The sequence below is a fragment of the Bacillus sp. 1021 genome, from assembly GCF_014534735.1.
Taxonomy (GTDB): Bacteria; Bacillota; Bacilli; order Bacillales; family Bacillaceae; genus Bacillus; species Bacillus siamensis.
The window spans coordinates 923525-946929 of record NZ_JACVSR010000002.1; the positions used below are offsets into that span (position 1 = coordinate 923525).

Below are 23405 nucleotides of genomic sequence, written 5' to 3' on the forward strand. Positions count from 1 at the left end.
TAGCCATTTTTATTAGGATAGAAATCGGTTTTTGATCTCAGGGGAGGGGAGCATGCATGCTTCCTTCTTTCCGAACCATTTATAACGGCGCCGGGCGATGAAAGAATAAGCTCTGTCCCTGAGAGGGCGGGGCACTGCGAAAAAAACCGCTGACAGCCGCCAGGCCCCGGAGAGATGCCGGGCAGCCTTTAATACGGCTGCGGATTTTTTGTAGATCCGCCCGTTTTCGATAAAAATCATGCTGTCAAATTGTTCTGTCGGAAGTCCTTCTGATGCCAAAAGCTCCCGGGCGGTATCTGATTGCAATGATGCAAATGAGATCAGGCCGGCCGGATCGCGTTTAATGATGAATTGAACGGCGCCGCTGCATAAGTTGCAGACGCCGTCAAACAAAAGCACGCGGTCCGGAAGCTGAGCTGGTTTCAAGTCGGATCCCCTCCATTATCTTTAATAAGCTGCCTGCAGCGTGTTTTTCCAGATCGAAAGCTGAGGGCTTGCGTCATGCAGATATTCGACGCTTGACGGTGTATCCTTGCCGACCCATACCCCCATCGTGTAAGCATCCGTCAGGCCGACAAACCACATATCGTGATAGTCATTTGACGTCCCTGATTTTCCGCCGACGTACGGAGCTTTAAAGTTCGCTTTTTTCCCTGTTCCGCTTTTCACGACGGCTTTCATCATTTCTTTGATCTGCATGTTGGTCCGCACGCTGAATACCTGCGTCGGCTCATCTTTCCATTTTAATATCGTTTTTCCTTTTAAATCAGTCACTTTCGTAATCGCGTGACTCGGCGTATAAACGCCGTTGTTTCCGAACGTGGTGTACGCATTGGTCATTTCAAGCGGCGTCATGCCGTTTGTAAAACCGCCAAGCGCCGCAGGCAGACGGTAATCCGCGCTGACCAGCTTCGCGAAATGAAACGGTTCAAGATAGCTGAACGCCTTATTGACGCCCACGCGGTCCATGATTCTGATGGCCGGTGTATTGTACGAGTATTTAAACGCCGTTTCCAGCGTAACCGTCCCGTACGTGCGGTTATTATAGTTCTGCGGGCAGTAATCCGCACTGCAGAATTTGCTTGCGTCAATCTTGCTGTGCGGCGTTGCGCCGGTCTTTTCAATGTAAGGCCCGTAATCAAGCAGCGGCTTAATGGATGAACCGGGCTGTCTGTATGCCTGATAGGCGCGGTTGAAATCATATTTATGATAATCTTTCCCGCCTGAAAGCGCGATAATCTGATGCGTCTGATGATTAATCACGGCCGCTCCGCCCTGAACGCCTGCATACGGCAGATTTTGATTCACTTGGGCGACGACCTGATTTTGCATATACGGATTCAGCGCCGTATAAATCTTCACACCGTCTTTTAACAATGTGCCGACTCTATCGGAAAGCTCACTCTGTATTTTTTGTTTCGCCTTTCCGGAAGCTTTTTCAAGGCGTTTGTCATAGCCTTCAGATGATGAAACAAGCTGTGTGAATTCATCATTTACATAGGAAACATAGTCAGGATATTTGTTTGTTTTTTCGTTTATATCAAGCTTGATCTTTTCCTTTTCGGCTTTTTTCAGCTGTTTTCCGGATATGACACCCGCTTTTTTTAATCCGTTAAGCAATCTGACTTGTCGTTTTTTCGTATAGTCAAAATGCTTGAGAGGATCATATAATGTAGGGTTATTAGGGATGGCGCAGATAAAGGCCATTTCTCCCAAGGTGAGAGATTTCAGCGGCTTGCTGAAATAAAATTGTGCCGCCGAACCGACACCGTATACACCGTTATTAAAATAAATCGTATTTAAGTAGCCTTCCAAAATCTCATCTTTGCTGTATTTTTTCTCAAGCTGATAGGAATAGGCCAGCTCCGTCAGTTTTCGGCTGAAGGTGCGTTCATGGCTTAAATACACATTTCTCGCCAGCTGCTGGGTGATGGTGCTGGCGCCCTGGTCAATTTTATGATCTTTGAAATTGGAGGCGGCCGCTCTGACCATCCCCATAAAGTCAAACCCTTTATGCTCATAAAAATGACGGTCTTCAGAGGTTAAAAACAGCTGTTTTACCTCATTCGGTATTTTATTAAAGGGCACGATCACGCGGTTCTCATGATCGCTGACAATCTCAGAAACAAGGCTTCCGTCCCTGTCATACATGTAACTGTTTTGAACCAGGTTGATCGCTTTTAAATCAATATGTTTATCGAGCACCTGATCAAAAGGCTTGATTTGTTTTACCTCTTTGCCGGAAGCAATAACTGTAAATGCAAACAACGGGATAATGCCGAGCAGCAAAATCCATCCGATTATTTTACGTACCATGGTCACTCTCTTTTCTCCTGATTTCTAGCCATATCGTATCATTCTTTTAAGAATACGAGAAGGTTAAATTTAGAAGAAATCGTAATTGCTGATCGGTCAGCCCGCATCAGACGCTGTATCTTTTTGCAAATGTCCGGTCAGCCATAAAAGCCCCGCGCCTGCCAAAAAGAGAAAGGCGGTGACGTAGAAAGCGGCCGAAATGGAAAAACTGCTCGATACCGCACCGCCGAGCAGAGGGCCGATTACGTTTCCGAGAAAACGGAAGCTGACGTTATAGCCGAGCACCTCCCCCTGAATGCTGCCCGGCGCCCTGACGCGGATCGCTGCCGTAATACAAGGCAGCGTCCCGCCCATGACCATCCCGAACAGAAATCTGAAGACTAAAAGGATGGAAAGGGAGGAGGCGATCGCCTGCGGAATAAAAAACACCGCTGAGGCAATTAAAAGCACGATTAAGATCCGGCTGTGGCCGAAGCGGTCGCCGAGGTCTCCCCATTTCCGGGCCAGCAGCAAGCTTCCGAGTCCGGTCGCTGAAAACGCCATTCCGGAGAAAAAAGCTAAATTAACAGGTCCGTGCAGCTCATTGACATATAAAGCGAGAAGCGGCTGAATACTGAAATTGCCGGTCTGCACGATCATAGTAAGCACCATCATCGCCCAAAGCGCGGGCTGGTGAAAAATATAAGAGAGCACCTGTTTTCTGGAGTAGGTTTTCCGCTTGCTTTGTTTCTCGCCGAGCGGCTGCTCATTGACCTGAAATAAAACGAGAAGCACAGATGCGAAAATGACAAAAGACGTAATAAAAAACGTGTACGTAAACCCGAAGCTGTCAGCAAGCAGCCCGCCCAGCATCGGTCCGAATAAAGTGCCTGACACTTGACCCATCTGCAGCGTGCCGAGTGTTTTCCCGGCAGTCTCTTTCGGCGTCTGCGCCGAAATCATCGCCAATGATGTCGGAACAAAGCCCGTGACAAGGCCCATAAGCAGCCGGAGGACAAACAGCTGATAAACCGATGTCACAAACCCCATCAATAAAATGCTGACGGCAATGCCGGTGCCGGTAATCAAGAGAATTTTTTTGTAGCCGCGCTTATCGCCGAATCTTCCCCAAAACGGGGAAATCACAAACGCCATTAAAAACGTGACGCCGAACACATAACCGCTCCATCTCTGCACATACCCGCCCGAATGGGGGCTGATCGTTTCAATATATAACGAAAGAAACGGAACAATCATAGTCATGCTGGCGGAAATAAAGAAATTTGTAATCCAAATGACGACGAAGTTCTTCTTACGGACAGAAATAACATCACCTTCTTTACTTTTCGTGTGTCTAATTATAAGTATATAGGAATGAATCCGGTATTTGTATTTTCGATGCGGATATAGGAAAATTCATTATTTTTAGAAAATGAAGAAAGTTTCAGAGGGGAAACTGATATACTATCATAAAATATCATTTTTGATCGGAGGAAAGGCAGGTGTAAAAAAGTGGATCAGCGCAGTCTTCTCATTATTGATTTTGAATTTACGATGCCTGACGGAAAATACAGCCCGCAAAATTTCTTCCCCGAAATTATTGAAGCGGGGATTGTCAAGACAGTGAATGATGAAGTGACTGAAACGTTTTCGAGTTATATCAAACCGAAAAAATTTCCGAAGCTGACAAAACGATGCAAAACCTTTCTGAACATCACCCAAAAAGACGTGGACGGCGGAATCACGTTTAATGAATTCATCCGCAAATTAAATGAGCTTGACCCTGATAAAAACTGCACGATCGTCACCTGGGGCAATATGGATATGAAAGTGTTAAAGCAAAATTGCATGTTTAACCACATCCCCTTTCCATTTAAAGGAGAACTCCGGGATTTGTCCCTTGAATATAAAAACTTCTTCGGAGACAGAACACTGACCGGGCTTTGGAAAGCGGCTGAAGAGTATGGCGATAAAGGGACGGGCACACATCATAAAGCGCTTGATGATGCGCAGACGACTTATAAATTATTCAAGCTTGTCGAACGGGATAAACAATACCTTGAAAAACCGAAACCTCCGACGATCGGCGATCGCGTCGATCTGACTGAACTGTTTCGCCGGGCCACATAAAAAAACCCAATCATGCCGACTGGGTCATAGTCTTTTAAAATAGTCGCGCTCTAACACGGCCAAGTTGGCGAGCGAACGTTTCGCCCATTCTGAGCCGTCCGCTGTGAGCTGATCTTTCAGCCGGGCAGCCGCCGCTTGTAAGGAAGCCGTATAATCAGGAACTTCGCCTTCAAACGGTTTGACCATATGATGCGGTATGTTTGTCTGTTCTCCGAATGCCAGCGCTCTTCTTTCATGAAAAAACGGAACATCGGCCTGCTTCGGATGATGAAGATCTCCTTGAGCGGGATGCGTCAGAACGGCTTTAATTTTTACTAAATAGTGATTGGGCCTGACGTCTGTCACTTCCCCTATGTATACTCCTGTTTTATAAAACCCTTTTACGATTGTGCCGATTTCAAATGAATTCATTGCGTTCACCTCTCTGTTTATTCTATATAAGATCAACGCGATTGGCTAGACAACAGCTGCCGGAAGCCTGACAGAGGCCGTGGTGCCCGAGTGCTCTCCGCTGGTGAAATAGACGGAGCCTTCATGATGCTGAATAATGGAGAATGTCACAGTAAGCCCAAGTCCGGTGCCGTTAGTCTTCAGCGTATAATACGGCTTGCCGAGTTTTTGAAGTTCTTCGTCGGACATGCCGATCCCATTATCCGTAATCTGAATGAGAATCATCTGTTCCTGTTTTTGGACGGAGACCTCGATTCGGCCGTTTTCGGAAGGCACGGCTTCAATACTGTTTTTAATCAGATTAATGAAGGCTTGTTTCAGTTTTTTCACATCCCCGAACACATATAAATCCGGCTCGCTTCGAACAGTAACGGTCACCGATTTAAAATTGGCGTATGACTCCATTAAGGAACCTGTTTCCTTCACAAGCAGAGAAATATCAAACTTTTCTTTTTCATAATCATCCTGCTTCGCCATATCCAGATAATTCGTTATGATCGTCTGAGCCCGGTCAAGTTCGGACAGCACAAGCTTCTGATACCCGGCGTGTGATTTATCCCGAAGCTGATCGCCGCTGAACAGCAGCTGCACGAAACCTCTGACGACCGTGAGCGGATTGCGGACTTCGTGTGCGACGCTTGCCGCAAGCTCGCTGACGACAGCCATTTTCTCTGAGTGAATCAGCCTTGCCCGCATGGACGCATTCTCATCAATGATTTCAATCAAATAAATGCACAGCACAAGAGCGCTGATCTGAAAAAAAACGGATACTCCCGCCTCATAATATACGGAAGATAGATTTTGAAAGTTGAAAATATTGGTCACGGAATAGATGAAGACAGATGCGGTTAATAAGGCGGCTTCAGTACAGCCGATGAGAAGAGCGAAAATCAGTTTCTTCCGCTTTGAAAAAAAGGGCCATTTCGTTTGGAGCTGGATAGAGATGATGATTAAAAAAGGAATTAAGGATAAGAAAAAAAGAGCGGAAGGTTCAAACCATATGAGCTGGAACAAAACAGACGCTGCTCCTGCGGCAAGTCCTGCGGCAGTTCCGGAATAAAGCAGGCAGACGATAATGGGAATCAGCTGCAATCCGAAACGGACGGAATGAAGCTCCTGGATGGGAAAAGCCGTACATAATAATGAAGATGCCGCTGCAAATACGGCGACCAGCAGGCGGTTCGCTCTCGGCACAAGCAAATCGGGCTTGCTGAGCCAGAAGACTTGATAGAGAAAAATAGGAAATAAAAGAAAAGAGAAGTGAAGCAGATAATCCTTTACAATCTCCATTTATGCGAAATCCTTTCTTATGTAAATATGAACCTATTATAACATCTTTACCGGCAAAAAAAGTATACATTTCTCTAAAGAGAACGCCCTTATCTCTTCTGATAAAGGCGTCCTTTACGTTATGAAGCAAGCGCTGCTTTGATTCTCTCAAGCCCTTCTTTTACAGCTGCGGCTGAACAGCCGACATTGAGTCTCATAAATCCTTCGCCGCCCGGTCCGTATTTCGTTCCCGGTTCTAAAATGATTTTCCCTTTTTTGAGCATTCTTTCTTTGAGCTCGGCGTCTGAAAATCCGTATTCGCTGAAATCCATCCAGATCAAATAGGAAGCATCAGGCTTCATCATGCGGACTTTCGGCAATTCTTTTTTAAAAAAGTCCTCAGCTAATTTCATATTCCCCTCAATGTAAGGAATCAGCGCGTCAAGCCAAGGGCCTCCCTTTGTATAAGCCGCTTCGATTGCTGCAACCGCAAATATGTTGAGATTGGAGATCCCGTTCCGATGCAATGCCGCGGAGAATTTCGCCCGCTTATACCGATCGGGAATGATAATGGCCGATGCCTGAAGGCCGGCAATATTAAACGTCTTGCTCGGCGCGACACAAGTAACGGAAATCCGCGCAAAATCCTCAGACAGAGAAGCAAAAGGCGTGTGCGGTTTTCCGTACAGCATCAAGTCGGAGTGAATCTCGTCAGAAACGACGGTGACGTTATGGGCGGCGCACAGCGATCCGAGCTTCAAAAGCTCATCCCGGCTCCACGCTCTGCCGGACGGATTGTGCGGATTACAGAGAATCATCAGCTTAACCTCGGAATCGCTCAGCTTTTTCTCAAGGTCCTCAAAATCCATGCGGTAGATTCCATTTTCTTCCCGTAAAGGATTATGTAAAACCTGCCGTTTGTTTTCTTCGATCATCTGATAAAAAGGCGTATATACCGGTGACTGGATCAAAACCTCATCTCCCGGTTCGGTAAAGGCCTGGACGGCCATGCTGAGCGCCGTCACAACTCCGGGGCTGAACGTGATGCTTGCGGGATCTGGCCGGTAGCCGTGCCGTGTATCAAGCCATGAAGCGACGGCTTTTTTTGTGTTTTCGTCAGGAGACGTATAACCGAATATGCCATGGTCAAGACGGGCTTTTAATGCCTCTGTGACTGCTTCGGGAGCGCGGAAATCCATATCGGCCACCCACATCGGAAGTGCGTCCGATACGCCGAATAACGCTTCCGCCTTGTCCCATTTCACCGATTGAGTGCCAAAGCGGTTTTCTCGAAGGTCAAAGTTCATGTATGTCACTCCTGTTGTATCATTATTTTTCACATCGTATCTATGATAAAATAGATTTTCAAACTTTATTATAAGCGGTGATGAAAATGGAAGAAAGCCAAGCGGTCATGGAAATGATGAAAATCATTGCCAAGTGGGACCCGTTTAAATATGGAGAAGAATTTTATGAAACAGAAGCCGTCGATATCGTTCAGGCCGTATATCGTGAAGACAGCGCCGGCAAGCTGGCAGAAGCCATACAGGACATCTTTGAAGTTTCATTTGAACAAAAGCTTCCGATCGAAGACTGTCAAAAGGCCGCCGCGCAGCTTCTGCTCATAAAAGAAAGCAGCTCCTGCACCCCTTAAAACCGGCGGAAACGCCGGTTTTTTTATTGGACAAATTCAAAAATCCGCTCTGAAACAAACTCAGGACGCTCTTCGGGGACGAGGTGCCCCGTATCTTTAAGCGAATATAAAATAGAATCCGGCAGGTCGTGATGAAGCCGTTTTCCAACTGAAACCGGCACGACCCGGTCTTCTTCCCCCCATATTAAGAGCGCGGGGTTTTGTATTTTCTTCAAATTCTCGGAGTCCAAATCGCCCTCCCTATGTCTGATGAACCTTGTCATCGCTTTGAAAATCTGGCGGTCTGTAAATGGTTTTTCATAACCGTCAATCATTTCCTGGTCGATAAGCGTCCGGTCGTGCACGACATTTAACAGGTTTTTCAGCACGCCGTCTTTTGAAAGCCAATACTTAAGATACAGGTCAAAACAAGGGATATGCGTTCCGACTATAATCGACGGATGCGAGCGTTTTAAATACCCCGAGCTGCACAGCAGGACGATTCTAGTAAAAAGCTCGGGTTTAAGCAAAGACGCGGATAAGGAAATCTGGCCGCCCATCGAATGGCCGACGAGCGCGGCCCGGCTGATATTGAGCTTTTCCAAAAGTCCGATCAGAAGCTTGGCGAGGTTTGCATAAGTGTATACGAACGTCCGTGACTTTTCCGATTGTCCGAAAGGAGGCAGGTCAACGGCGATAATATCATAATGGTTTCTGAGCAGCGGAATCAGTTTTCTGAAGCTGAATGCCGAAGATAAAAAACCGTGTACGCAGACGAGCGTCTGTCTGCCGGGATTCTCATAATGCTCGTAATACAGCTCAACTCCGTGTATCGCGGCCCGTTTAATCGGTGAAACAGCTTCCATGAGCGTCTTCTCCGTCCTTTCTGTGTTGTAGTGTAATGGCTTTTTAATTGTCAGATTTTAGCTCTGGTTTCTTGCGGGTTTTTCTTAGCATTTGTCGAAAATCATGATATAATGTCATGAAGATTTTTGATTAAGCAAAGGTGTGAAACGTATGAAGCTGACCGAAAAAGAAACAGAAATATTAGAAATTTTAGACGAAAACAGCCGCGTTGATGCGGAAACGATCGCCAAAATGGCGAACATTCCCGCTGATGAAGTCAAAAGCATCATTGAAAAGCTTGAAAAGGAAAAAGTCATCATTGATTATGCGGCGATGATCGACTGGCGCAAAGTTGACGGGCTGGAAGGCGTCACGGCGATGATTGACGTAAAAGTCACTCCGAAACGAAATGTCGGCTTTGATGAAGTTGCTGAACGGATATACAGATTCCAGGAAGTCGAATCAGTGTACCTGATGTCAGGGGTGTATGACTTATCTGTCGTCATCCGCGGCAATACGATGTCAGACGTGGCGAGCTTCGTTTCTGAAAAACTGTCCACCCTTGAGTCTGTCGTTTCCACGACAACGCACTTCATCCTGAAAAAATATAAGCATGACGGCAAAGTCTTTGAAAGCGGAGACGATGACAAAAGAATCGTGGTGTCTCCGTAAATGGAAACGAAGACTTCTTATTTATCGGATTATGTGCAGCAGATTAAACCGTCAGGCATCCGCAAATTCTTTGATCTGGCCGCTACGATGGAAGGCGTCATTTCACTGGGAGTGGGAGAGCCTGACTTTGTGACGGCTTGGAACGTGAGGGAAGCGAGTATTCTTTCTTTAGAACAGGGCTACACGGCTTATACGGCAAATGCGGGTCTTTATGAACTGAGAGAAGAGATCAGCCGCTATTTAGATAAGCGGTTCGGCCTGAATTACTCGCCTGACAGTGAACTGATCGTTACGGTAGGGGCAAGCCAGGCGCTTGATCTCGCTGTCCGTGCCATTATGAATCCCGGAGAGGAAATGTTAATTCCCGAACCGTGTTTTGTCGCATATGAATCACTCGTGACGCTGACGGGGGCGAAGCCGGTGCCGATTCAGACTGTCGCTGCAAAAGGTTTCAAAGCATCCCCGGTCGATTTTGAAGCGGCCCTGACGGACAAAACGAAAGCGCTGCTCCTTTGCTCGCCGTCAAACCCGACCGGTTCCGTCTATTCGAAAGAAGAACTTGAATCCATCGCTGCTTTCGCTGAAAAACATGACTTGATCGTGCTTTCCGATGAAATTTATGCCGAGCTGACGTATGATGAGCCATTCACGAGCATGGGGGCCATCCGCGGCATGAAGGAGCGGACGATTCTGATTTCAGGGTTCTCCAAAGCATTTGCCATGACGGGATGGAGACTCGGATTTACGGCGGCGCCTCCCGTAATCAGGGATGCCATGCTCAAAATTCATCAGCACGCGATGATGTGCGCGCCTTCTATGGCGCAGTACGCCGCGCTTGAAGGTTTGAAAAACGGTCAGGAAGACGTCGAACGAATGAAAAAAAGCTACCGGAGACGCCGAAATCTGATTGTGGAAACACTGAACGAAATCGGACTCGGCTGCCACCATCCTGGCGGAGCGTTTTACGCTTTTCCTTCCATTCAATCGACAGGCATGAGTTCAGAAGAGTTCGCGGAACAGCTGCTTCTTGAAGAAAAAGTAGCCGTCGTTCCGGGGAATGTATTCGGCCCGAGCGGCGAAGGGTACATCAGATGCTCCTATGCAACATCTATTGAGCAGATTCAGGAAGCGCTCGTCAGAATCAAACGGTTTGTTGAAAAAAGGGCATAAAAAAAGATACGAACCCGGTTCGCATCCAAATAAAAGGGGGGGAATACTAGAAAGCCTTCGTAGTCATAGTATACCCACCTTTTTCTGTGCTTAAACATCATCATACAAAAAAGTTCCCTTTGCGAAAAACAAACTTGTATGATATAATTTTAAATTGCGTATAAACTGTATTTAATTTAACTTAGGAGTTGTTATGAATGGCAGCAAAATTTGAAGTGGGCAGTGTTTACACTGGTAAAGTAACAGGATTACAAGCGTATGGTGCGTTTGTTGCATTAGATGAAGAAACTCAAGGACTTGTTCACATTTCTGAAGTCACTCACGGTTTCGTAAAAGACATTAACGAGCACCTTTCTATCGGTGACGAAGTACAAGTAAAAGTTCTTGCAGTTGACGAAGAAAAAGGCAAAATCAGCCTTTCTATCCGTGCGACTCAAGCAGCGCCTGAAAGAAAAGAAAGCAAGCCAAGAAAACCGAAAGCGGCTCAAGTTTCTGAAGAAACATCTGCTCCGCAAGGTTTCAACACATTGAAAGATAAGCTTGAAGAGTGGATCGAACAGTCCAACCGCAAAGACCTTATCAAAAAATAAGCATCAAAAAAAGCACCGGATATGTATGTTCGGTGCTTTTTTTATGTTTATCTGACTTCTGGATTTGCCGCTTCCTCGCGGGATGTTTCTTCGTTCGGCTTAAACAGCAGGCCGAGATTGATGAGACCGGCGATGCCGACAAGGCCGTAAATAATCCGCGACAGAGCTGATCCTTGGCCGCCGAAGATGGCTGCTACTAAATCAAATTGGAAAAATCCGATCAGTCCCCAGTTAATCGCGCCGATAATGGTTAAAACAAGACAGATCCGCTGAATAACACTCATGTAAACAACCTCCTCTATGAATTCGTGAAACAGTTATAGATTGTGACAAAGCAAAGAAACTATACATGCTTCCTTCTCCGGCGTGAAAATCGCATCCTGTCTCATGCTGTACCAGTGCCTTTCCCGTGAACCCGCTGTCATGAAACCGTGTGATGTGCCGTCAAAAAAGCGGATTGCTTTACATTGAACGTCAACTTTCTGCATAATATAAATCCAAAGGAGGAGATGTCATGCAAAACTTTACATATTGGAATCCGACAAAATTGATTTTCGGAAAGGGAGAGGTTGAAAAGCTTCCAGAAGAAATCAAGCCGTACGGAAAAAACGTGCTGCTCGTATACGGAGGCGGCAGCATTAAGCGCAGCGGTCTTTATGATCAAGTAACCGAGCTGCTGAAAAAAGCAGGAGTTACGGTACATGAATTGGCAGGCGTAGAGCCGAATCCGCGTGTCTCAACGGTGAACAAAGGTGTTGCGCTCTGTAAAGAAAACAACATCGATTTCTTATTGGCCGTCGGCGGCGGAAGTGTCATTGACTGCACGAAAGCCATCGCCGCGGGCGCTAAATATGATGGTGATGCGTGGGATATCGTCACGAAAAAACACCAGCCGAAAGAAGCGCTGCCGTTCGGAACAGTGCTGACACTTGCGGCGACCGGTTCGGAAATGAACGCCGGATCAGTGATCACAAACTGGGAGACACAGGAGAAATACGGATGGGGAAGCCCGCTCGTTTATCCTAAATTCTCTATTCTTGATCCGGTAAACACATTTACCGTTCCGAAAGACCACACCATTTACGGCATGGTCGATATGATGAGCCATGTGTTTGAACAATATTTCCACCATACGTCAAACACGCCGTATCAGGACCGGATGTGTGAATCACTTCTGCGCACGGTGATTGAAACAGCGCCGAAGCTGATCAATGATCTGGAGAACTATGAGCTTCGTGAAACCATTTTATATACAGGCACCATCGCATTAAACGGAATGCTGTCAATGGGCGCAAGAGGGGATTGGGCTACACACAACATCGAGCATGCGGTGTCAGCGGTGTACGATATACCGCACGCCGGAGGTTTAGCGATCTTGTTCCCGAACTGGATGAGACATGTGCTCAAAGAAAATCCGGCCCGCTTTAAGCAGCTTGCCGTCCGTGTTTTTGATATTGACGAGGCAGGCAGATCAGATGAAGAGATCGCGCTTGAAGGGATTAGCAAGCTGTCTGCTTTCTGGACGAGCCTCGGCGCTCCGAACAGACTCGCTGATTATGATATTTCAGATGAAAAGCTGGATACGATTGCAGATAAAGCGATGGCAAACGGCGCATTCGGACAGTTCAAATCACTTCAGAAAGAAGATGTGCTTGCGATACTGAAGGCATCATTGTAATAGAATAAAGGGGGCGGCCGAACTGGCAGCTCCTTTTTTTCTGTGTTATAGTAATTCCCTTACGATTTTTTTGGAGGTTATGATAAATGGAGAACTTTACGTACTACAATCCGACGAAACTGATTTTCGGAAAAGGTCAAATCGACCAATTGAAAAAAGAGCTGAAACAATACGGGAAAAACGTGCTGCTTGTATACGGAGGCGGCAGCATTAAGCGAAACGGCCTGTATGACCAAGTAACAGGCATCTTAAAAGAAGAAGGCGCAGCCGTTTATGAGCTTGCGGGCGTTGAACCGAATCCGCGTCTGGCAACGGTGAATAAAGGAATTGAGCTGTGCAGACAGCATGAAATTGATTTTCTTCTCGCAGTCGGCGGCGGAAGTGTCATCGACTGTACAAAAGCGATTGCGGCCGGAGCGAAGTATGACGGAGACGCATGGGACATTTACAGCAAAAAAGTAACGGCACAGGACGCGCTTCCGTTCGGCACGGTGCTGACGCTTGCGGCGACAGGCTCTGAAATGAACCCTGATTCCGTTATCACAAATTGGGAAACGAATGAAAAATACGTATGGGGCAGCGATGTCACTCATCCGCGTTTCTCCATTTTAGACCCTGAGAATACATTCAGCGTTCCGGAAAACCAAACCGTATACGGCATGGTGGATATGATGAGCCACGTATTCGAACAATACTTCCACAATGTTGAAAATACGCCGCTTCAGGACAGAATGTGCTTTGCGGTGCTTCAGACGGTGATTGAAACAGCGCCGAAACTTTTGGAAGACCTCGGGAACTACAAGCATCGCGAAACGATTTTATACGCGGGTACGATCGCTTTAAACGGCACGCTGCAAATGGGCTATTTCGGCGATTGGGCTTCCCACACGATGGAGCACGCCGTATCAGCGGTTTATGACATCCCTCACGCGGGAGGACTTGCGATTCTGTTCCCGAATTGGATGAGATACACGCTTGATACAAATGTAGACCGTTTTAAAAACCTCATGCTCAACATGTTTGACATTGATACCGAAGGCAAAACAGATAAAGAAATTGCTTTAGAAGGAATCGATAAGTTATCAGCGTTCTGGTCAAGCCTCGGCGCGCCGTCCCGTCTTGCTGATTATGACATCGGCGAAGACAAGCTTGAGCTGATCGCAGATATCGCCGCAAAAGAAATGGAACACGGCGGATTCGGCAATTTCCAAAAACTGAACAAAGATGACGTGCTTGCCATCCTGAAGGCGTCTCTGTAAGATCCCATCCTGCAGATCTACCGGATTTTCTATGAGTGAATCAGGAGCAAGTGAAACACTCCTTGCACTGAAACAACTATGGAAAGTAAGAATAAAAAAGAGCGCTGATTAAATCAGCGCTCTTTTTTATGCATTCTGTGTACTAAGATCTCGCTGCGCCCCCATATAGCTCCCCATTAAGTTTTGGTAACCAGGAAGATGACTGGAAATTAATGCGCCAAACCCTTCAACATCGTTGCGCCAATCACGTTGTAACTCGCATGCTACACTAAACCAGTTCATAAGCTGTGCGCCCCCATGAGCCATACGGGTTAATGATGCATCTGCTACTTGCTTACTGAATGTTCCCGAAGCATCTGTCACAACAAACACTTCGTAACCTGCCTTGATTGCGGAAAGTGCAGGAAACGCAACGCAGACATCTGTAACTACACCTGCGATAATAAGTTGTTTTTTCCCAGTCGCTTCAATGGCTTTCACAAAGTCTTCATTATCCCATGCATTAATTTGTCCTGGACGCGCTATTTTTGGTGCATCAGGAAAGAGATCCGTCAATTCCTGCATGAGTGGGCCATTAGGTCCATTTTCGAAACTCGTTGTTAAAATAACCGGTAAATCAAAGAATTTAGCCGTATCGCCAAGAGCCAATACATTATTCTTAAATTCATCAACACCATAGTCACGTACTAGACCGGAAATAAGGCCGGTTTGATGATCCACCAAAAGAACAGCAGCATCATCTTTTGAAAGACGGGAATAAAGATCAGACATTTTATCATCCTCCTTAAATTCATTAAGTAAGTTTGTCAAAGGCATCTAAGAATTATGTAGAAAGCTTCTGAGGTGACTTTTAGTGAGGGTTATGATCCTTCTATTAATCTAGAACGGGAACCGGAGCATGATCAATCCAATGGATGAACTGTTGTAAATAGCGTTGAAGATAACGGTTTGTTTGTTCATCCGTAAGTATGTTTTGAGTGGAATCAATTTTCTCATGGACTTGCGAAATCAGCATTTTTTGAAAGGGCAGCACATTGACTTGCATAGCTTCGAGTACTTCTCTCATTTGCATTTGGCTAAAGGCAGTACCGAACCCTCCGGGGGTTGCTCCGATTAAGCCAACCGGTTTTCTGTTGAACACAGAAGAGGTCCGAGGTCTCGATGCCCAGTCCAATGCATTTTTTAATACCCCCGGCATTCCGGAATTGTACTCTGGACTTACAATGATGACGCCGTCAACGTCTTGTATATCTGCTCTAAAGGATGTTACGGATTCTGGCGCTCCGGCCATTTCTAAATCTTCGTTAAAAAAAGGAAGACGGTCTATTTCAATCCAACGAAATTGCGCCGAATGATCCAAGTCAATCAATGATTGAGCAATTGCTCGATTATACGAGTTTTTTCGTAAACTTCCACAAATAAGACCAATGGTTTTAGTCATAAAATCACCTCCCGGTTTGAAATTATTTTCATCTTAACATGATAACCCAAATATAGACACTATTTTTAAAAATGGAAGTATTTGATTTATCGTGCGTGCATTCACCTTTACTGCATTTTTCGTCATCTGATTAGTGATCCTTCTCACCATGCATACAAATATAACGTTCTGTACAATACCTATCTCAAAACCGAGATATTTTATGAAAAAATGAATGCGTCTTTAGCGCAAATCCCGTATCCGTCAGGCCTTCTTCATGACTTGATTTAGAGGTAGAGTTCATATAAAGTGGAAGAGAAAACAATTCACCGTGATGGAGGGACAAGCAAATGACGCATGTACGCTTTGATTACTCAAGAGCGTTACCTTTTTTCAATGAACATGAACTTACATACGCACGTGATTTCGTAAAAACGGCACACCATAATATCCATGAAAAAACAGGCGCCGGAAGCGACTTTTTAGGCTGGGTGGACCTCCCTGAAAACTACGATAAAGAAGAATTTGCGCGCATTAAAAAAAGCGCTGAAAAAATCAAATCAGATTCAGACGTGCTTCTCGTCGTCGGAATCGGCGGTTCATACTTAGGCGCCCGCGCGGCGATTGAAGCGCTCAACCATTCTTTCTATAATGTCCTGCCGAAAGATAAACGCAAAAACCCTCAAGTCATCTTTATCGGCAACAATATCAGCTCAACTTATATGAAAGACGTTATGGATCTTTTGGAAGACGCTGATTTCTCTATCAATGTCATTTCTAAGTCAGGAACGACGACGGAACCTGCCATCGCTTTCCGGATTTTCCGCAAACTTCTTGAAGAAAAATACGGAAAAGAAGAAGCGAAAGCGCGGATTTACGCGACAACTGACAAAGAGCGCGGCGCTTTAAAAACGCTTTCTAACGAAGAAGGCTTCGAATCATTCGTTATTCCTGATGATGTCGGCGGACGTTTCTCCGTTCTGACTGCGGTGGGTCTTCTGCCGATTGCGGTAAGCGGGGCTGATATCGACGAAATGATGAAGGGCGCGTTTGATGCAAGCAAAGACTTTTCCAGCTCGGAATTAGAAGAGAATGCGGCTTACCAATATGCCGTCGTCCGCAACGTTCTGTACAATAAAGGCAGAACCATTGAAATGCTCATTAACTACGAGCCAGCCCTGCAGTACTTTGCAGAATGGTGGAAGCAGCTCTTCGGTGAAAGTGAAGGAAAAGACGAGAAAGGAATTTATCCTTCCTCCGCTAACTTCTCAACAGACCTTCACTCTCTCGGCCAATACGTGCAGGAAGGCAGACGCGATCTGTTTGAAACTGTATTAAACGTAGAAAAACCGAAGCATGAGCTGACAATTGAAGAAGCGGAAAATGATCTCGACGGCTTAAACTACTTAGCCGGCAAAACGGTCGATTTCGTCAATAAAAAAGCGTTCCAAGGTACGATGCTGGCTCATACAGACGGAAAAGTGCCGAACTTAATCGTCAACATTCCGGAGCTTAATGCATATACATTTGGATATCTCGTCTATTTCTTTGAAAAAGCGGTGGCAATGAGCGGTTATCTGCTCGGAGTTAACCCGTTTGATCAGCCGGGTGTTGAAGCCTACAAGGTGAACATGTTCGCGCTTCTCGGCAAACCGGGCTTTGAAGAGAAAAAAGCAGAGCTTGAAAAACGCCTTGAGAAATAAAAAGAATGGCTGGCCCGCATGACGGGTCAGCCTTTTTTAAACCGTGAAAGGTGTGATGATGAATTGACACGGCTCTTATGTAAGCATACCGTCATTTCCTTCTGTTCCGCTGCTATTGTCTTTTTTGCGCTGAACCCGTCCTCTGCTTCCCTCTTACAAACGATCTTTTTTTCGCTCTTCCCCTCGGCTTGTTTACGGATATGGTCCGGCTGAAACTGAAGATGGGCCGGATGCATTCGCTCATTACGAAGTGCTGTCTGTATGCCGTCGTTTTCCTCATTTCGCCGGATGCCGCTCTCTCCGCAATTGTGACGTATGTTCTGATTGAATGCGCCGTTACCTCTTTTCAGCGTCTGTCTGCTGCTCCTGATTCTTTGCGGAAGCCGTATGAAGATATCGCAGACCGGGGACGCTAAAGACTAAAAGGAGCGTATTTACATGATCAGCATACCATCTTCACTTGAAGGACAGTCTTTTTTACTCCGCGAATTGGAACAGGTGCTGAAACCGATCGGTTATACCATCGGAGGCGGCTGGGAATATGACCGGGGATTCTTTGATTACAAAATTTCCGATCAGGACGGCTATTTGTTTCTCCGTATCCCTGTTGAAGCAAATAAAGGACGCCTTGATGAACGGGGAACGGCCGTTACAATCGGCACACCCTTTTTGCTGAGGCACGTCTATCAGCAGGAAACGGATGATGCAGCAGGCGGCGGAGTTTTTGAATCATTATTCAACCAATTCTCCGAGCCGAAACGCCGGGATGCGGCAATTGACCGCTCATATATAGATATCGGCATCTCGCTCGTGAAAGAGCTGGAAGATGTCCTGCTGCATTAAAGCGCCAAAAAAAGATCAGTACTGAGCACTTGGTATGACAGAGGAGGGGTCAGCATCGGCCCCTCTTCTTTTTGTATGCCGATAATCGTTGTATTCCGTTTGAGATAATAGCGCGCACAATCATGATAAGAGGAGCCTTTTAATTCCTCGGGGACGGGAATGATGCGAACCTTTTTCTCCAGCGTCAGGTCGGACAGCGTCTGCGGCTTGGCAAGCTGCATCTTGACCCGGTAATGCTCAAACATCACCCGGCTCGACAGGCGTGATGTGCACAGAATCTTATTGGCTCCTGCACGTTCGGCGTTTTTGACATACCGTTCCGTTAAAATCTCCACGATACAATAAACGGACGGATGCAACCCTTTGATGGCGAGAAGCGTTAATACCGACAGCATATCAGCTTCGGATTCATTTTTCTGCTGGTCTGCTGTCAGAATGACGGTATCGGCTTCCGTAATATTCGCTTTATTGAGCGTGCTGTCATCAGCAGCATGTCCGCGGATGAAATGGACATTTTCAATAAGCGGGCCTTCTCTTAATGAATCATCAATCAGGACGACAGTTTTTGACGGTGCGATGTGCTGCAGTTCTTTCAGCAGCATATGCGACTTCTCATTCCATCCGATAAGAATGACGTGCCCCTTGCCTTTAAAGGCGACTTTCCCTTCGATATAACGGTGCTGTTTGCTGAATACGGCTGAAGAAAGCGTAGCGAAATAGGCGGTCACAAAACTCGCTCCGCTTAATACAAGCACCATGGCGGCAATCTGCCCGAGCGGAGTCTGCGGAACATAATCGCCATAACCGACCGTGGCTACCGTAATAACCGCCCACCAAACCCCTTCAAACACAGACGTGAATTGCTTCGGTTCAAGCATGTAAATCAATTGGCCGAACAATAAGATCAAGGCGATAATGATCAGTCCGATCCGGATATATAACGGCCATCTCAGCCAGGTAATAAAGATACGGTTTGATTTCATTCGGCCTGCTCCTCTTTCGACAAAGAGATGGACAAAATCTGCTTAATAATGGTGTTTAATTTTTCATTCAGCTGTTCCTGCCCGTATGAGTCACGCGCCTGTCTGATTAAATCGGCCGTCTCATCCTCAAACTGAATGAGAGGTTCGTCGTTTTCCGATTCATTATAGAGCTGGATGAAGACGTCAAGCCCCTCATTCATTCTGTCTATCGCATTGCTCAGCTTTTCTTTTTCGCCATTTGTCACTTTCATGATGGATCACACCTGTATCTTTTTTATACAGTATGTCCCAGTTCGTTTGATGTCTTTCAAAAATCAGTGAAAACATATTCACCTTCATTTTTTCATATGATAAAGAAAGCGGACCGAAAAAGGGTGAGTCAGATGACAGTTATTCAAAAACTGCTGGCGGCGCTGGCCGGAGCGCAGCTGCTCGCTTCAGCGGCCGTATTGCTTATTTTCGATTTAAATGGATATGATCATATGTCCGGCAGCTTTTCATGGGTCGCTTTCGCAAAAGGGACTGTCGGCACGTTTCCGTTTTATACTGCAATGGCCGGATGTGTTCTGATTTTGCTCGGAGGATTGATTCCTGTCAGAAAAAAGAAGCGGATTTCTGTACAGGAAAGCGGGCAATCATTAAAATAATATATAAGCAGATCGTACGATATAAGAGAAAAAGGAAGAGGATAATATGCTGTTTGTCTTTTTAACAATTGCTGCATTGGGATTGTCGTTTTGGGCACAATTTAAAGTGAAAAGTAATTTTCAGAAATACTCAGACGTGGAAGCTTCCAGTCAGCGGACCGGGGCGGAAACGGCAAGACGGATTCTTGATATAAACGGTTTATATGATGTGCCGGTAGAACCGGTAAGAGGCACTTTAACAGACCATTACGACCCGACGGAGCGGGTGGTGCGTTTATCTGAGCCGGTATATTACGGCCGCTCCATTTCCGCCATTTCCGTCGCTTCCCATGAAGTCGGACATGCTTTGCAGCACCAGGAATCTTACGGCGCGCTTGTGCTGAGGCACAAAATTTTTCCGGTCGTCAATTTTGCCTCCGGGGTCGCCCCTCTGCTTTTCTTGGGCGGAATGCTCCTTGGCAGCTTGAATTTAATCGGGCTCGGCATTATTTTGTTTTCTGCCGCTGTTTTTTTCCAGCTTGTCACACTGCCTGTCGAGTTTAATGCCAGCGCGAGGGCGAAGCGGATTATCGTGTCGGAAGGATTCATTCGCAACAGTGAAGAACACGGCGTGAATAAAGTGCTGAACGCCGCTGCGCTGACGTATGTGGCTGCGGCGCTCGTTTCATTATTCGAGCTGCTTCGTTTTGTGATGATTTTCTTAAATGGTCGTGATGAGAATTAACACGAAGGAGGTGGCCCCTTACCGTTTGCGGTAGGGGTTTTTTTGCTTATATTAAAACTGATTCTCATTTTGCTGTTAATCGGATTAACGGCCATCTTTGTCGCTGCGGAATTTGCGATTGTCAAAATCCGCGGTTCAAAAATTGCGGAGCTGGTTGAAACCGGAGACAGCCGGGCGCTTGCGGCGCACCGGGTGATTACAAATCTCGACGAGTATTTATCAGCGTGCCAGCTCGGCATTACGATTACGGCGCTCGGACTCGGCTGGCTCGGGGAACCGACGATTCAGCGGCTTCTTCATCCTGTTTTCAGTCTGATCGGAATGCCGTCACCCATTACGCACGTCGTCACGTTTATTGCGGCATTTATCGCCGTTACGTATCTGCACGTCGTCATCGGCGAGCTTGCGCCGAAAACGATATCCATTCAAAAAGCTGAAGCCGTCAGTCTGTGGACGGCAAAACCGCTCATCCTCTTTTATAAAGTGATGTATCCGTTTATCAAGCTGTTAAACGGCTCAGCCGGATTTTTGGTCAAGCTGTTCGGATTTCATTCGGTGAAAGAACATGAAGTCGTGGTCAGTGAAGAGGAATTGCGGCTGATTTTGTCTGAAAGCTATAAAAAAGGTCAAATCAATCAATCCGAATTCCGTTACGTCAACAAAATATTTGAATTCGATAACCGTGTCGCCAGAGAAATCATGGTGCCGCGCACCGAAATCGCCGCCATCTCGCTCGAGCAGTCAGTTGATGAAGCCATTCATCTGATCATCAACGAGCGGTATACGCGATATCCGGTCATTAAGGAAGACAAAGACCACATTCTCGGCATTATTAACAACAAGGATTTATTTAAAGCGTATTTTCTCGGCCGTTCCATCGAATTAAAAGAAATTATGCGTCCGGTCATCAGAGTCATTGAAAGCATCCCTGTTCAAGAGCTGTTGATCCGCATGCAGAAGGAGCGGATTCATATGGCGATTCTTGTTGACGAATACGGAGGTACGGCGGGACTTGTGACTGTCGAAGACATATTGGAGGAAATCGTCGGCGAAATCCGTGATGAATATGACCAGGATGAAATGCCCCACATCGTCAAAAAAGGCGAGCATCATTATGTGATGGACGGAAAAGCGCTGATAGAAGAGGTGAATGATCTTCTTGATATCGCGATCGAAAATGAAGACATAGACACGATTGCGGGCTGGCTCCTCACACAAAAAATGGAGCTGAAAAACGGTGATGTGTTTCATGCTGAAGGGTGCGAATTTAAGGTGCTTGAAGCAGAAGACCACCATATCCGCTTTGTTGAAATTAAAAAAACAGATTTCTGAGCCTCCTGCTTTTGCAATGAGGCTTTTTTTGCGAAAAAAATGCTTCTTCATCCCGCTTCTTCATATGCTGTAAAGAAAGGAGTGGACGGTATGAAAACGGATTGGTGGAAAACGGCGTCCGTCTATCAAATTTATCCCCGCAGCTTTATGGATTCGAACGGGGACGGAATCGGCGACATGAACGGCATCAGAGCAAAGCTTCATTACATAAAAGAGTTGGGGGCTGATGTGATCTGGCTTTGCCCCGTTTTTGACTCGCCGGGCGCCGACAACGGCTACGATATTCGAAATTACAAACAAATTGCTGAAGAATTCGGGACGATGGAGGATTTTGACCGGCTCCTCGCGGATATCCATACACTCGGCATGAAGCTGATTATAGACCTCGTCGTCAACCATACGAGTGATGAACATCCTTGGTTTATCGAATCGCGCTCAGCGAAAGATTCCGAAAAACGGGACTGGTACATCTGGAGAGACGGAAAAAACGGCAAAGAGCCGAACAATTGGGAAAGCATTTTCGGCGGATCGGCGTGGGAATATGATCAAAAGACAAACCAGTATTACCTTCACCTGTTTGATAAAAAACAGCCTGATTTAAATTGGGAAAACGAAACGATGAGGCAGTCCGTTTATGAGATGATCCGCTGGTGGCTTGATAAAGGCATTGACGGCTTCCGGGTGGATGCCATTTCTCACATCAAGAAAAAAGAAGGGCTCCCTGACATGCCGAATCCGGACGGTCTCCCGTATGTCCCGTCCTTCCCGTATCATATGAATACAGAAGGCATCGTGGATCTCTTAAAAGAGCTGAAGCGGGAAACATTTTCACATTATCCGATCATGACGGTCGGCGAGGCGAACGGGGTGACGGCTTGGGAGGCAGCTGATTGGGCCGGTGAAGAAAACGGCGTCTTCCATATGATTTTTCAATTTGAACACCTCGGCCTTTGGGATACGGATGATGATCAAAGCATTTGCATCCCGACGCTTAAGCGCGTTTTGTCCGACTGGCAGAACAGCCTTGAAGGAAAAGGCTGGAATGCGTTATTTATGGAAAATCACGACCAGCCCCGATCCGTTTCGGTATGGGGTGACGAACGGTTTTTGACAGAAAGCGCTAAGGCACTTGCCGCGATGTATATGCTGATGAAAGGCACGCCGTTTATTTACCAGGGACAGGAGCTCGGCATGACCAATGTTTCGTTCCCATCCATTGAAGATTACGACGACGTCACAATCAAACAGCTGTATGAAAAAGAGACGTCCCGCGGCGTTCCGCATGAAAAAGTGATGAAGACGATCTGGAAGAAGGGCCGGGATAATTCACGGACACCGATGCAATGGAGCGGGACGGCGAACGGCGGGTTTTCTGAAGTTTCTCCGTGGCTCGGGGTGAATCCGAATCACACATGGCTGAACGCTGCATCGCAAATGAAGGATGAAACTTCCGTATACCATTTCTACAAACGGCTGATCGCCCTCAGGAAAGAACATGACGTATTGATCAGCGGAACTTATGAATTGCTGCTTCCAAAAGACCGGCAGATTTATGCCTACTTAAGAAAAAACGGAACGGAAACCGCCCTGATCATCACCAATCTGACTAAAACTCCCGCATTATACAGGCATCCCGGTTATCCGCTTGACGCCGATGCGCTCGTGCTCGCAAACATGGAAACGCCGCCGCATCGGCATGTGACATCCTTCCTTTTAAAGCCTTATGAGGCCCGCGTATATATATGGTGAAAAACTTCAGTT

General features: G+C 46.4%; 25 protein-coding genes and 1 pseudogene. 14 read left to right on the forward strand and 12 right to left on the reverse strand.

Annotated elements, in window-relative coordinates; all coding sequences use genetic code 11:
• Nucleotides 1-12 precede the first annotated feature (12 nt).
• The 3 genes from ICW23_RS11340 to ICW23_RS11350 form a co-directional block, all read right to left on the reverse strand.
• Entirely contained in the window at nt 13-426 is a 414-nt protein-coding gene (locus ICW23_RS11340; protein ID WP_016938133.1) for a thiol-disulfide oxidoreductase DCC family protein, read from the reverse strand.
• Between the two features lie 21 nt (nt 427-447).
• Complete coding sequence (locus tag ICW23_RS11345) at nt 448-2322, reverse strand: transglycosylase domain-containing protein (protein ID WP_016938134.1); 1875 nt, start codon at nt 2320-2322, stop codon at nt 448-450.
• A gap of 90 nt (nt 2323-2412) precedes the next feature.
• Complete coding sequence (locus ICW23_RS11350; protein WP_316936474.1) at nt 2413-3657, reverse strand: MFS transporter; 1245 nt, start codon at nt 3655-3657, stop codon at nt 2413-2415.
• Between the two features lie 150 nt (nt 3658-3807).
• Here ICW23_RS11350 and kapD point away from each other — a divergent pair, with 150 nt between their 5' ends.
• On the forward strand, nt 3808-4425 hold the full coding sequence (gene kapD / locus ICW23_RS11355) for a 3'-5' exonuclease KapD (protein ID WP_029575323.1): 618 nt from the start codon (nt 3808-3810) through the stop codon (nt 4423-4425).
• Between the two features lie 24 nt (nt 4426-4449).
• Here kapD and kapB read toward each other — a convergent pair whose 3' ends face one another.
• The 3 genes from kapB to ICW23_RS11370 form a co-directional block, all read right to left on the reverse strand.
• The gene (gene kapB / locus ICW23_RS11360) at nt 4450-4836 is read right to left on the reverse strand and encodes a kinase-associated lipoprotein KapB (protein WP_047476997.1); all 387 of its coding nucleotides are present in this window, start codon (nt 4834-4836) and stop codon (nt 4450-4452) included.
• A 45-nt stretch (nt 4837-4881) separates the two neighbouring features.
• Nucleotides 4882-6165 (reverse strand): sensor histidine kinase, encoded by a 1284-nt coding sequence (locus tag ICW23_RS11365; protein ID WP_188154520.1) that lies wholly within the window; start codon nt 6163-6165, stop codon nt 4882-4884.
• A 119-nt stretch (nt 6166-6284) separates the two neighbouring features.
• Complete coding sequence (locus tag ICW23_RS11370) at nt 6285-7451, reverse strand: MalY/PatB family protein (RefSeq protein ID WP_188154521.1); 1167 nt, start codon at nt 7449-7451, stop codon at nt 6285-6287.
• 86 nt (nt 7452-7537) lie between these two features.
• Here ICW23_RS11370 and ICW23_RS11375 point away from each other — a divergent pair, with 86 nt between their 5' ends.
• Nucleotides 7538-7798 (forward strand): DUF1871 family protein, encoded by a 261-nt coding sequence (locus tag ICW23_RS11375; RefSeq protein WP_045925833.1) that lies wholly within the window; start codon nt 7538-7540, stop codon nt 7796-7798.
• Nucleotides 7799-7821: 23 nt separating this feature from the next.
• Here ICW23_RS11375 and ICW23_RS11380 read toward each other — a convergent pair whose 3' ends face one another.
• Complete coding sequence (locus ICW23_RS11380; RefSeq protein WP_016938140.1) at nt 7822-8643, reverse strand: alpha/beta fold hydrolase; 822 nt, start codon at nt 8641-8643, stop codon at nt 7822-7824.
• A 151-nt stretch (nt 8644-8794) separates the two neighbouring features.
• Between ICW23_RS11380 and ICW23_RS11385 the strand changes: the two genes are divergently transcribed.
• The 3 genes from ICW23_RS11385 (at nt 8795) to yugI (ending at nt 11055) form a co-directional block, all read left to right on the forward strand.
• Entirely contained in the window at nt 8795-9295 is a 501-nt protein-coding gene (locus ICW23_RS11385; RefSeq protein ID WP_016938141.1) for an Lrp/AsnC family transcriptional regulator, read from the forward strand.
• Entirely contained in the window at nt 9296-10465 is a 1170-nt protein-coding gene (locus ICW23_RS11390) for an aminotransferase (RefSeq protein WP_016938142.1), read from the forward strand.
• A 197-nt stretch (nt 10466-10662) separates the two neighbouring features.
• Nucleotides 10663-11055 (forward strand): S1 domain-containing post-transcriptional regulator GSP13, encoded by a 393-nt coding sequence (yugI, locus tag ICW23_RS11395; RefSeq protein WP_003152102.1) that lies wholly within the window; start codon nt 10663-10665, stop codon nt 11053-11055.
• Between the two features lie 47 nt (nt 11056-11102).
• Here the strand turns inward: yugI and ICW23_RS11400 are convergent, their stop codons facing one another.
• Nucleotides 11103-11339, reverse strand: a complete 237-nt coding sequence (locus ICW23_RS11400; protein ID WP_003152104.1) for a DUF378 domain-containing protein — start codon at nt 11337-11339, stop codon at nt 11103-11105.
• A 230-nt stretch (nt 11340-11569) separates the two neighbouring features.
• Here ICW23_RS11400 and ICW23_RS11405 point away from each other — a divergent pair, with 230 nt between their 5' ends.
• Entirely contained in the window at nt 11570-12733 is a 1164-nt protein-coding gene (locus tag ICW23_RS11405; RefSeq protein ID WP_016938143.1) for an iron-containing alcohol dehydrogenase, read from the forward strand.
• 86 nt (nt 12734-12819) lie between these two features.
• Entirely contained in the window at nt 12820-13992 is a 1173-nt protein-coding gene (locus ICW23_RS11410) for an iron-containing alcohol dehydrogenase (RefSeq protein WP_016938144.1), read from the forward strand.
• 126 nt (nt 13993-14118) lie between these two features.
• Here the strand turns inward: ICW23_RS11410 and ycaC are convergent, their stop codons facing one another.
• Nucleotides 14119-14763, reverse strand: coding sequence for an isochorismate family cysteine hydrolase YcaC (gene ycaC, locus ICW23_RS11415; protein WP_016938145.1), 645 nt, complete (start codon nt 14761-14763; stop codon nt 14119-14121).
• Nucleotides 14764-14866: 103 nt separating this feature from the next.
• Nucleotides 14867-15433, reverse strand: a complete 567-nt coding sequence (locus ICW23_RS11420) for an NADPH-dependent FMN reductase (protein ID WP_016938146.1) — start codon at nt 15431-15433, stop codon at nt 14867-14869.
• 329 nt (nt 15434-15762) lie between these two features.
• On the opposite strand from ICW23_RS11420, the gene ICW23_RS11425 reads away from it, so the two are divergent.
• The 3 genes and pseudogenes from ICW23_RS11425 (at nt 15763) to ICW23_RS11435 (ending at nt 17958) form a co-directional block, all read left to right on the forward strand.
• On the forward strand, nt 15763-17115 hold the full coding sequence (locus ICW23_RS11425) for a glucose-6-phosphate isomerase (protein WP_016938147.1): 1353 nt from the start codon (nt 15763-15765) through the stop codon (nt 17113-17115).
• Between the two features lie 18 nt (nt 17116-17133).
• Nucleotides 17134-17531, forward strand: a pseudogene (locus ICW23_RS19180) (transporter).
• 22 nt (nt 17532-17553) lie between these two features.
• Nucleotides 17554-17958, forward strand: coding sequence for a YugN-like family protein (locus ICW23_RS11435; protein ID WP_016938149.1), 405 nt, complete (start codon nt 17554-17556; stop codon nt 17956-17958).
• On the opposite strand, the gene ICW23_RS11440 is transcribed toward ICW23_RS11435, so the two are convergent.
• Both ICW23_RS11440 and ICW23_RS11445 read right to left on the reverse strand, forming a co-directional pair.
• Complete coding sequence (locus ICW23_RS11440) at nt 17955-18941, reverse strand: potassium channel family protein (protein ID WP_016938150.1); 987 nt, start codon at nt 18939-18941, stop codon at nt 17955-17957. The two genes, ICW23_RS11435 and ICW23_RS11440, sit on opposite strands and share 4 nt — an antisense overlap.
• Nucleotides 18938-19192 carry a protein mistic gene (locus ICW23_RS11445; protein ID WP_047477013.1) on the reverse strand — a complete coding sequence of 85 codons (255 nt, stop codon included), beginning with the start codon at nt 19190-19192 and terminating at the stop codon, nt 18938-18940. The genes ICW23_RS11440 and ICW23_RS11445 overlap by 4 nt, the downstream gene beginning before the upstream one ends.
• A gap of 132 nt (nt 19193-19324) precedes the next feature.
• On the opposite strand from ICW23_RS11445, the gene ICW23_RS11450 reads away from it, so the two are divergent.
• From ICW23_RS11450 to ICW23_RS11465, 4 genes are all read left to right on the forward strand, one after another.
• A complete protein-coding gene (locus tag ICW23_RS11450; RefSeq protein WP_016938152.1) occupies nt 19325-19588 on the forward strand; it encodes a YuzI family membrane protein in 264 nt (87 codons plus the stop codon).
• A 46-nt stretch (nt 19589-19634) separates the two neighbouring features.
• Nucleotides 19635-20312: a zinc metallopeptidase gene (locus ICW23_RS11455; protein WP_007408641.1), complete on the forward strand. Its 678-nt coding sequence runs from the start codon at nt 19635-19637 to the stop codon at nt 20310-20312.
• 42 nt (nt 20313-20354) lie between these two features.
• The gene (locus tag ICW23_RS11460; RefSeq protein WP_016938153.1) at nt 20355-21644 is read left to right on the forward strand and encodes a hemolysin family protein; all 1290 of its coding nucleotides are present in this window, start codon (nt 20355-20357) and stop codon (nt 21642-21644) included.
• 90 nt (nt 21645-21734) lie between these two features.
• The gene (locus ICW23_RS11465) at nt 21735-23393 is read left to right on the forward strand and encodes a glycoside hydrolase family 13 protein (RefSeq protein WP_188154522.1); all 1659 of its coding nucleotides are present in this window, start codon (nt 21735-21737) and stop codon (nt 23391-23393) included.
• Nucleotides 23394-23405 lie beyond the last annotated feature (12 nt).